The sequence below is a fragment of the Rickettsia endosymbiont of Proechinophthirus fluctus genome, assembly GCF_001602635.1.
GTDB classification, from domain to species: domain Bacteria; phylum Pseudomonadota; class Alphaproteobacteria; order Rickettsiales; family Rickettsiaceae; genus Rickettsia; species Rickettsia rickettsii.
Genome location: NZ_LECS01000004.1, coordinates 878,509 through 888,025, shown reverse-complemented (window position 1 = coordinate 888,025; position 9,517 = coordinate 878,509). Strand labels below are relative to the sequence as shown.

The window sequence follows — 9,517 nt, the reverse complement described above, 5'->3', positions numbered from 1 at the left end:
ATCTTGGTAATAATAAAGTTACTTATACAGGCTCTGCTACTCCTACTGGTGAGCTTATTATAAATGTCTTCTATGATACTATAAATGCAGGGCAAACAGGCAACGCTAATAGTGGTAATATAGTACTCGCAAGCAGTAGTACCTTTGATTTATCAAATGTTTCTTCAATTAAAGTATTTTTAACTGCACAAAATAATCCGTTTGCTATTGGGGCAAGGTAGTGCTTATCCTATCATCACCACGGCAGCAGGTGTAATATCATAGTTGGTAATGCTGTAAGCTTACCGTTTAATGTAACCGCTAATGAAGGTGGTTTTGTCAGATGGCAAATTACAGGTAATTCCTTTGTACTTTTAACGATAGAACCAACAGGAGATGTAACAATAATATCATCAAAATTTTAATAAATACTACTGTTGGTAATGTTATAGTAAATACCCTTGTAGGGCAAAGATGAGAAGTCGTTGAACATCTATTACCTATAATTACAAAGACCTTCAAATGAAATACATAGAATAACTACTCCGCTTATTACCCCAATGGGGTCCTTCCGTCGGTTCGAGTGTTGGAGGTTTTAACCCTCTACAGCCGCCACCAACTAGCGGTAGTGTAGTTAACAATATATATATGTTCCGTCTACCACTCCGGGCAGCTACGACGTAACACCTAGCAATCCGGTGGGATATACCGACTACTCCGATTACAGGCACAGGCGAATTTGGTCCTAACGGTCCTGCTAATGTCGGAGGCAATCCTTACGGTCCGAATGCTTCGGTCGTAACGACTTCAACCTCAAACGTAGGCGCTAACCAGTTATCAACTGGAGGAGGCGGTAGCTTTGGAGGTACTACGGGTTATAACAGTCCGTCAACAGGTGGCTCAAGCTACAATAGTTCATTTTGGTTCGGATGTATACAGTCTATCAACGGCTTCTAGTGGTTAGAGTGGTGTCGGTGGCTCAAGTTATAATAGTCCTGCTGTAACCGGTATTGCTCCTGCTAATAGCGGTAACTCTTCAGCACAAGGGAGCAGTTCTAGTTTGGGAGATACAACTAAAGGCGGTGTAACTAACAGCGGAAGTAGTCCATACGGTAATAGCTGTAATCCTAAAGCAACAGGTGTTTCTCCCGCTAATAATAATAGTAACGGCATGGGAAGTAGTCCCGGTAGCGATATGTCTGCTATAGGTAGTAGCCGAGATAATTTTGCAGGTACAAGTAGCGGTGGAAGCTCAGGTAGCGGAATAAGTCGTGTTAAAGCGAATGACGGCTTTAATGCTGCACAAGATAATACTAGTATCGCTAATCAAAAAGTAAGGGAGAGCATTAAGGCTCTTGAAGATGAAAATAACAATGCTATGAATCCTACAGCAGAAGATGCTACATCACGTAAGAGAGGTGTAGTTGTCGGAGGCGGTGATTGTGAACTTGATGAAAGTAAAGCTAATAATTCCATTTACGGGGTATGGGTTAGCCTATATTACGGTAAGGCAGTACAAAAAGCCTTTAACGGACTTTATAAAGCTAAATCTACCGGTGGCTCAATCGGGATTGATACCGTTATAAACGATAATATAGTTCTGGGTGCTGCTTATTAGAGTCGATACGAAGTTACGTAAAATGCTAAAGCCGGCAATACTACTAAGGTCGGAACTAATATGGGCTCTATATACGGTTTATATAGCTTTATAAATAACCTATTTATAGAAGGCGTAACCATCTATGCACGAAGTGATATTAAAACTAATGAACTACGTAATATTGTAGGCGGTTATGAAACAGCACACGGTAAATATAATTCAACTTTTTATAGCGGTTAAGTAGTTGGGGGTTATAATTATCTATGGAAAGAAACTTCATTTGCACCGATGGCAGGAATTAGGCTTACTAAGATTAAAGATTCCAGTTATCAGGAATACGGTACTTCTTTCCAAAACCTAACTATTTAGAAATGTCAATATAACAAGGTATACTCGGCGGTGAAATTAAGACAACCTCCTATAAGGATGAATGCATAATTAGACCGCAAATTTATGCCTTTATTAATTACGATTTCAAAGGTAAAACACCGGCAATCGTTGCAGATCTTAACGGTCTTAATGAGCCTCTACCGGTACTGGCACCTAAACCTACTAAAATGCTATATGATTTAGGGGCAGGTGCAGTAATTAAGAAGGGTAGAATGGAGTACGGAGTGCATTACAGTCTGAACTTAGCTAAAAAATACCATGCCCAGTCCGGTACGCTAAGATTTAAAGTAAACTTGGATTATCATATTAATATTTGTAATTATTTTTCGGGAACTGCGATAGTTTTTATGGTAATTGCATGTAGTTTTTTATTTAATATTTCAGACAGAGCGTTTTTTACTAATTTATGTTGATTAATTAAAGAAAGTCCATTAAATTGAACATCTGATATTTCTAAGGCATAATGGTCTTGATCTCCTACTAAATCAGTAATTTTCATTGTACTGTTCGGAAATGATTCTTTAAGTATTTTTTCTAACTCTTCTACAGATATTGCCATTATTTTATCAATATTAATTTAAGTATTAATTAAAGTTTTTTTGCTTAAAGTAAAGCTTTATATGAATTTTTTATTATAGAATTTTAAACATTCATTGATAAAATCGACTCTTATGCATATAATAATTAATATTATTATGTCATCCTATTAATTATTATGAAAAAAGAAACTGAAGAATTAAAATTATTTATCTTAGAATGTTTAAGTGAGAAAAAAGCAGAAGATATTGAGGTAATTGATTTAACAGGAAAACATAAATTAGCCGATTATATTATATTTGCTAGCGGTCGTTCGACTAAAAATGTTGGAGCAATTGCTGAATATGTAGCTTTAGAATTAAAAAATAATGCTGGTATAAATAGTAATATTGAGGGGCTTGGTAAATCAGAATGGGTACTAATAGATGCAGGTACTATTTTAATTAATATTTTTTATCCTGAAGTACGGGAGCATTTTAAGTTAGAAGAAATTTGGAAAAGATGAACGATCATATTCTTATTAACGTTATAATTTTACTCGGTACTGCGGTTTTTATCGTGGCTATACTTAAGCGTCTTAGATTAAGTCCGGTACTTGGTTACTTAATTGCCGGAGCTGCAATAGGTGATCACGGTTTAAAAATCGTAACATATGACCAAACTAAGTTACTAGGTGAACTTGGTGTAGTATTTCTATTATTTGCGATAGGACTTGAGTTATCCTTCGAGCGATTAAAAGCTATGAGACGATATGTATTTGGTCTCGGTAGTTTGCAAGTTTTAACAACCGCTATAGTAATTGCCGGTGCAATGGTGCTTATAGACGGTAATAGTAGTGCGGCTATTATTACCGGCGGTGGTCTGGCCCTTTCATCTACAGCACTTGTTATGCAGGTTATTGAGGAAAATCGTAGTCAATCAACGCAAATAGGAAGAGTTTCTTTAGCTATTCTGTTACTACAAGATTTGGCCGTAGTGCCATTGCTTGTGATAGTTCCGTTACTTGCCGGTAACAATAAAGCCTCGCTTGCAGCGGCTCTTGGTATTGCACTCTTAAAAGCCGTAACGGCCTTACTTACAATATTTATTGTCGGTCGTGTTTTTCTTCGTCCTGTATTTTCATTCATTTCATCAGAAAGTAATAATGCAAGCGAGTTACCTATTTCGATGACTTTGTTAATAGTACTTTCTGCTGCTTGGGCTACCGAAACATTTGGTTTATCTTTAGCTCTAGGAGCATTTGTTGCCGGAGTATTAGTTGCAGAAACTGAATTTAGATTGCAGGCAGAGGAAAGTATTTATCCTTTCAAAAGTTTATTTTTAGGATTGTTTTTCATGACCGTGGGTATGAATATCGATGCCCTAGAAATGTATGAAAAAATATCTCATATTCTTACTTTATCTATTGCTTTAATAGGTATAAAAACCTTAATCATAACGGCTTTTTGTATTTTATTCGGTTTTAATAAAGGAGTTGCTTTTTATTCAGGCTTATTATTATCGCAAGGTGGAGAGTTTGGTTTTATATTATTCAGTTTAGGTAAAGATAGTGGAGTATTAGAAGAAAGTACTGCCGATATATTATTACTCGTAGTTACTTTTACTATGGCACTTACTCCATTACTTGCAGCTTTAGGGCAAAAGATTGCTGAGAAAGTTGATAAAGGACTTGGTAAAACTCCGACTCAAATGATTGAGCTTGGGGCAAGAGATTTAACAAACCATATTATTATTGCCGGACTCGGTAATACCGGTAAAATGGTAGCAAGAGTTTTGGAAGCGGAAGGTATAAGTTACGTAATACTTGATTTAGATGATGATAGGGTAAAAGAAGAGCTATCAAACGGTTTGCCGGTTTTTAAAGGTGATGTATCGCAAGCCGATACTCTAAAGGCATTAGGTACGGAAAGAGCATTCGCTATAATACTTACTATGAATAATCAAGTAACTATCAAGAAATCGCTTAAAACAATTAGTGGTAATTATCAGGATATACCGGTTGTCGTTAAGTTAAAAAATTTAAAAAATGCTAGAGAGTTTTATGATTTAGGTGCCACAACTATTATTCCAGAAAGTTATGAGACTGGATTACAAATAGGTGGAACAGTCCTAAAAAATATAGGTATTAGTGAGCAGGAAATTAATAGAATAAAAGTACAATTTAGGCTTGGTAATTATATAATAGCAAAAAAAGAGGATGCTTTATCTGAAGCGGAAGATAATGATTAAAATTCTTATTACTTTAATTATTGTAATATTATCAACAACAATTAATGCCGATAATAAAAAATTGCCTATTCCGAGATTTGTTTCAATAAAATCTAATGAAGTAAATGCAAGGAGCGGACCAACTACTAAATCTGCCGTAGAATGGGTTTTTGTTAAAAAAGGCGAACCGGTGGAAATAACTGCAGAATACAAGCAATGGCGACAAGTACGTGACATTAACGGCGAAGGCGGTTGGATACATTCAAGTGTTTTATCAGGTAAAAGATCAGTAGTTATTACTTCTGATAAGGAAATAGAACTTACCAAATCTGCAGACCGTAAAAGCCGAGTTATAGCAAAATTAATGCCAAAAGTTCGTTGTAGTTTGAAAAAATGTAAAGAACAATTCTGCCAAATTACATGTAAGGATTACACAGGTTGGATTTCCAAGAAAGTAATTTGGGGAGTGTATGATGATAATGGTAGGTATTAATAGGCTTCTTGCATAACCTCCTTCTAAAGGTAAATTTGTACGTCAATCCGGTACTCACATCCTCACGTACTTTTATGTACGCTGCAGTGCTGTGTTCCGTGTTTCCTTCAAGTGCCTCTTTATAAGATAGGTGATGCAAGAAGCCTAGTACCGATAATAAATTGTAAAAGTAATTTACTGCCTGAAGTTAATTTGCTGTGTATAAAGATTTACCAAAGATATAATTATTTATCCAAAGATATTTAGACGGTACAAATGATGTCGCATTTAAAAAACTATTTAGCGATAAAGTAAAATTAATAAATTTATTGACCTCTCTTCTTAGGTTATCGCAAGGAGATAGAATCATAGATTTAAGCTATATAACTACTGAACAGTTACCTGTATTTCTTGAAGGGCAAAGAAGTTTGTTCGATATAAAAGTTAAAGATGAAACCGGTAGATGGTATATAATCGAGATGCAGCGTAAAATGGAGAAAGATTATCTTAATAGAACACAGCTTTACGGTTGTTATACCTAAGTTAGTCAAATTAAGAAGGGTATGAAACATAAGGATTTATTGCCGGTAGTAATAATTTCTCTCATAGGAGCAAAAGCTTTGCCTGATGAATTGCCGTATATTAGCTATCATCATATAAAAGAAAGCAATACCCATAAATAATATTTGTTTTCATTAACTTATGTATTTATTGAACTAGGGAAGTTTTAAAAAATGATCTTAAAGATGATACCGATGAATGGTTGCATTTATTAAAATATGCTTCGCAAGAACAAGAACCGCCAAAAGAGATTAAAAATGAAATTGTGTTATCGGCATATGCAAGTTTAGAGCAATATAAATGGACAGAACAAGAGCATGATGATTATTTTAAAGCTGAAATGGCTATATAACAAGAAATAGACAAGTTTGAAGAAAAGTTTAATGCCGGGATGGAGAAGGGCATACAAAAAGAGAAAATTGAAACTGCAAAAGAAATGCTAATAGAGAATGAGCCTATAGAGAAAATAGCACGATATACTAAGCTTACAATAGAAGAAATAAAAAAGCTAAAAGTAGAACAATATAAAGTATAGATATTTAAATGAAAACCACCTTGCCCGAACGTTCTCTTAAAATTAGAGCAAGGCTTAATTTTATAGTGCAGCAGATTTTAGATATTGCACAGGAAAAATTGCTATGATTATCTTGTACGGCTCTTTTGCTAGAGGCGATTGGGTACATGATCTACCTTACGGCTATCATAGCGATACTGATATTTTGATAATTCTGAAAAAAGGTAAATATAAAGGATATACTGTTTTAAGATTAAAAGATAATATAAATATATAAGATTAGAAAACACAGGAATAATAAACCCTAAGCAAATTATTCCGTATGATTCAAGAATATCGATAATTCTAGAGTCAATAGAGGAAATAAGTAGGCAGTTAGAAAAAGGACGTTATTTTTATACCGATATAAAAAAAGAAGGTATTCTTTTATATGATAGCGGTGAATTTATACTTAGCGAGGCTAAAGATTTATCTTGGAGCGATTGGTAGAGGTAAAGGTTTTTTAAAAGGGGCAACTACTTATTTAAGCGATTTGTAGTATGCTTTTTATCAGCCTTTGCCCTTCATCAAGCTACGGAAAGTCTTTACAGTACTATTTTATTAGTTTCCTCAAGCTACAAACCTCAATTACATAATTTACAAGAACTAGGTAGCATGGCAGGAAATTATGACAATGAATTATGGAGTGTATTTCTTCAATTAACCGAAGAACAAAAAAAGTGTTTTGAGCTTCTTGAAAAAGCTTATGTTGATGCAAGATATGATAAAAACTATAAAATTACTAAAGAACAGCTGCTTTGTTTTATTGAAAGAATAGAAAAATTAAAAGAAATCACCGCAAGAATCTGTACAGCAAGAATTAATCCGTAAGGATTGAGTGTCATTACTAACTCAGTATTACCTGCCTGGATACTGAGTCGTCATTGCGAGCGACTGCAAGGAGCGTAGTAGCAATCTAGCAAAAATAATAAAAATCTAAATATTAGCATTTTTAACTGGATTGCTTCGTCAAAACTTGCAGTTTTTCCTCGCAATGACAGGGCTTTTAAAGATATCTATAGTTATTGAGCAATGCCCATTAAGGTTTTAGTTTAAAGATTGATATAAATATAGTATAATATAAAACTTTAGTACATTCGATGAACTGCAAAAATTGGCTGAGTCGTTCTACAAGAGCTTCGGTTCTTGCGTATTACGTTATACGCAGCTCATCTTGCCTTGTGAACTCCTCGCTCTTTTTGAATTTGATCTTCGTATACTAGGCTTTTAGTTTAAAGATATATATATAAAATTATGAGTAAGAAGCTTTATATTAAGACCTACGGGTGTCAGATGAATGTTTATGATTCCGTTAAGATGCAGGATTTGCTTTATCCCTTTGGCTATGAACCTACTGAAAATATTGAAGAAGCAGATGTTATTATTCTAAATACTTGTCATATCAGAGAGAAAGCAGCTGAGAAAACTTATTCTGAACTCGGTCGTATTAAGAAACTACAAGATACCAGAACAAAACAAGGTTTAAGTTCTGCAATAATAGTTGTAGCCGGTTGTGTGGCACAGGCGGAAGGGGAGGAGATTTTTACAAGAACTCCTTATGTTGATATTGTTGTCGGTCCGCAATCTTATTATAACCTACCGGAATTAATCTCAAAAGTCGTTAGACATGAAAAACACTTAATCGATCTTGATTTTGTTGAAGAAGCAAAATTTGATCAGCTACCTGAGCAATTATATCCGCAAGGAACAAGTGCTTTTATATCGGTACAGGAAGGGTGCGATAAATTTTGTACTTTCTGCGTAGTACCTTATACTAGAGGTGCTGAATTTTCAAGAAATGTAGAGCAGGTTTACAGAGAAGCACTAAAAGTAGTTAGTAGCGGTGCTAAAGAAATTATGTTACTTGGACAAAATGTCAATGCATATCACGGTAAAGGTCCTGCAGATAAAATATTTAGTCTAGCCGATTTACTCAAACATCTAGCACAAATTCCCAATTTAGAGAGATTACGTTATACCACCTCACACCCGATAGATATGAATAATGATCTAATAAAGCTGTACGGCACCGAACCTAAATTAATGCCGTTTCTACATCTACCGGTGCAGTCAGGGTCAAATAAAATATTAAAAGCCATGAACCGCAAACATAATCGGGAATATTATTTTGATATAATTAATCGCTTAAGAGAAGCAAGGCCTGATATAGTTTTATCCTCTGATTTTATTGTCGGGTTTCCCGGTGAAACAGATGAAGATTTTGAAGATACATTAGATTTGGTCCGTAGAGTAAAATATGGTCAGTGTTATTCGTTTAAATATAGCCCACGTCCCGGCACACCTGGTGCAACTAGAACCGACCAAATACCTGAACATATAAAATCAGAGAGATTAACTATATTACAACAAGAACTCATGGCTCAGCAACTAGCTTTTAATATAAGTTGTGTTGGTAGTACTATGAAAGTTCTATTTGATCGCAATGGTAAATTCGACGACCAGATAATAGGTAAAACTCCATACATGCAGTCCGTATATATCCAAAACCCTAATAAATCTTTGCTTGGTAAAATCATTGATGTAAAAATTACTAAGGCTTTACTTAATAGTTTAACCGGCGAAATATTATAAGTCATGTATAAATCTCTTCTTTTTTGTTTAAAAATTTTTGTCTTCCTTATTTTAGTAGGTTGCGGGATTACTGCTTATATAATATACCACTATTCGCGTGATTTGCCTGATTACTCACAGCTTGCACGTTATTATCCGCCGTCGGTAACGCGTATTTATTCCCGTGACGGCAAATTAATGGAGGAGTATGCTTTTGAACGTCGTGTGTTTGTACCGATTAATAGCGTACCGAGTTCGCTAATAGAAAGTTTTATTGCAGCTGAGGATAAGAATTTCTATAACCATCCCGGCGTTGATTTGTTTGGAATAGTTAGAGCGGCATTTTTAAACATATCTAATTATTTACATCATAGGCGTATGGAAGGAGCGTCTACCATTACTCAGCAAGTGGTTAAAAATTTTCTGCTAACTAACGAAGTTTCTCTTGAACGTAAGATTAAAGAAGCGATTCTTTCTTATATGATTTCAAGAGTATTTACTAAGGATCAAATTTTAGAATTATATCTTAATCAAACATTTTTTGGTCGTGGTGCATACGGTGTTGCGGTAGCTGCACAAAATTATTTTAATAAATCCGTAGAGGAACTTACTATTGCAGAATCAGCTTTTATTGCGGCACTGCCTA

The 9,517-nt window shown here is 34.8% G+C and carries 13 protein-coding genes and 1 pseudogene; 13 read left to right on the top strand and 1 reads right to left on the bottom strand.

Going from position 1 to position 9,517, the window contains the following annotated elements; translation table 11 throughout:
- From BG75_RS10765 to BG75_RS10265, 3 genes and pseudogenes are all read left to right on the top strand, one after another.
- Positions 1–457: pseudogene (locus BG75_RS10765) on the top strand (hypothetical protein); the annotation flags it as partial.
- A 582-nt stretch (positions 458–1,039) separates the two neighbouring features.
- Positions 1,040–1,597, top strand: coding sequence for a hypothetical protein (locus BG75_RS06560; RefSeq protein ID WP_217284891.1), 558 nt, complete (start codon positions 1,040–1,042; stop codon positions 1,595–1,597).
- A gap of 60 nt (positions 1,598–1,657) precedes the next feature.
- Positions 1,658–1,819 carry a hypothetical protein gene (locus BG75_RS10265; protein WP_252903709.1) on the top strand — a complete coding sequence of 54 codons (162 nt, stop codon included), beginning with the start codon at positions 1,658–1,660 and terminating at the stop codon, positions 1,817–1,819.
- Between the two features lie 469 nt (positions 1,820–2,288).
- On the opposite strand, the gene BG75_RS06550 is transcribed toward BG75_RS10265, so the two are convergent.
- Complete coding sequence (locus BG75_RS06550) at positions 2,289–2,528, bottom strand: BolA/IbaG family iron-sulfur metabolism protein (RefSeq protein ID WP_012151363.1); 240 nt, start codon at positions 2,526–2,528, stop codon at positions 2,289–2,291.
- A 156-nt stretch (positions 2,529–2,684) separates the two neighbouring features.
- Between BG75_RS06550 and rsfS the strand changes: the two genes are divergently transcribed.
- The 10 genes from rsfS to BG75_RS10245 form a co-directional block, all read left to right on the top strand.
- Positions 2,685–3,011, top strand: a complete 327-nt coding sequence (gene rsfS / locus BG75_RS06545) for a ribosome silencing factor (RefSeq protein WP_004997291.1) — start codon at positions 2,685–2,687, stop codon at positions 3,009–3,011.
- Positions 3,008–4,735, top strand: coding sequence for a monovalent cation:proton antiporter-2 (CPA2) family protein (locus tag BG75_RS06540; RefSeq protein WP_012736865.1), 1,728 nt, complete (start codon positions 3,008–3,010; stop codon positions 4,733–4,735). The genes rsfS and BG75_RS06540 overlap by 4 nt, the downstream gene beginning before the upstream one ends.
- On the top strand, positions 4,728–5,207 hold the full coding sequence (locus tag BG75_RS06535) for an SH3 domain-containing protein (RefSeq protein ID WP_062811843.1): 480 nt from the start codon (positions 4,728–4,730) through the stop codon (positions 5,205–5,207). The genes BG75_RS06540 and BG75_RS06535 overlap by 8 nt, the downstream gene beginning before the upstream one ends.
- Positions 5,208–5,515: 308 nt before the next feature.
- The gene (locus BG75_RS10260; RefSeq protein WP_252903707.1) at positions 5,516–5,728 is read left to right on the top strand and encodes an Rpn family recombination-promoting nuclease/putative transposase; all 213 of its coding nucleotides are present in this window, start codon (positions 5,516–5,518) and stop codon (positions 5,726–5,728) included.
- Between the two features lie 221 nt (positions 5,729–5,949).
- On the top strand, positions 5,950–6,099 hold the full coding sequence (locus BG75_RS10255) for a hypothetical protein (RefSeq protein WP_252903706.1): 150 nt from the start codon (positions 5,950–5,952) through the stop codon (positions 6,097–6,099).
- 39 nt (positions 6,100–6,138) lie between these two features.
- Positions 6,139–6,282, top strand: coding sequence for a hypothetical protein (locus tag BG75_RS10250; RefSeq protein WP_252903705.1), 144 nt, complete (start codon positions 6,139–6,141; stop codon positions 6,280–6,282).
- A 103-nt stretch (positions 6,283–6,385) separates the two neighbouring features.
- Positions 6,386–6,538 (top strand): hypothetical protein, encoded by a 153-nt coding sequence (locus BG75_RS08870; RefSeq protein WP_196242490.1) that lies wholly within the window; start codon positions 6,386–6,388, stop codon positions 6,536–6,538.
- Positions 6,539–6,855: 317 nt separating this feature from the next.
- Positions 6,856–7,131: a HEPN domain-containing protein gene (locus BG75_RS08530; protein ID WP_156468987.1), complete on the top strand. Its 276-nt coding sequence runs from the start codon at positions 6,856–6,858 to the stop codon at positions 7,129–7,131.
- A 423-nt stretch (positions 7,132–7,554) separates the two neighbouring features.
- Entirely contained in the window at positions 7,555–8,892 is a 1,338-nt protein-coding gene (miaB, locus tag BG75_RS06515) for a tRNA (N6-isopentenyl adenosine(37)-C2)-methylthiotransferase MiaB (RefSeq protein WP_062811841.1), read from the top strand.
- 3 nt (positions 8,893–8,895) lie between these two features.
- Positions 8,896–9,517 (top strand): transglycosylase domain-containing protein (locus tag BG75_RS10245; RefSeq protein WP_410525721.1); only part of this gene is annotated, 622 nt, incomplete at its 3' end.

Bases quoted from the DNA above. Each gene is read 5' to 3' on its own strand.
- BG75_RS10250 (WP_252903705.1), top strand. From the start codon at position 6,139: ATGGAGAAGGGCATACAAAAAGAGAAAATTGAAACTGCAAAAGAAATG.
- miaB (WP_062811841.1), top strand. From the start codon at position 7,555: ATGAGTAAGAAGCTTTATATTAAGACCTACGGGTGTCAGATGAATGTT.
- BG75_RS06535 (WP_062811843.1), top strand. From the start codon at position 4,728: ATGATTAAAATTCTTATTACTTTAATTATTGTAATATTATCAACAACA.
- BG75_RS10265 (WP_252903709.1), top strand. From the start codon at position 1,658: ATGGGCTCTATATACGGTTTATATAGCTTTATAAATAACCTATTTATA.
- BG75_RS08870 (WP_196242490.1), top strand. From the start codon at position 6,386: ATGATTATCTTGTACGGCTCTTTTGCTAGAGGCGATTGGGTACATGAT.
- BG75_RS06540 (WP_012736865.1), top strand. From the start codon at position 3,008: ATGAACGATCATATTCTTATTAACGTTATAATTTTACTCGGTACTGCG.
- rsfS (WP_004997291.1), top strand. From the start codon at position 2,685: ATGAAAAAAGAAACTGAAGAATTAAAATTATTTATCTTAGAATGTTTA.
- BG75_RS06550 (WP_012151363.1), bottom strand. From the start codon at position 2,528: ATGGCAATATCTGTAGAAGAGTTAGAAAAAATACTTAAAGAATCATTT.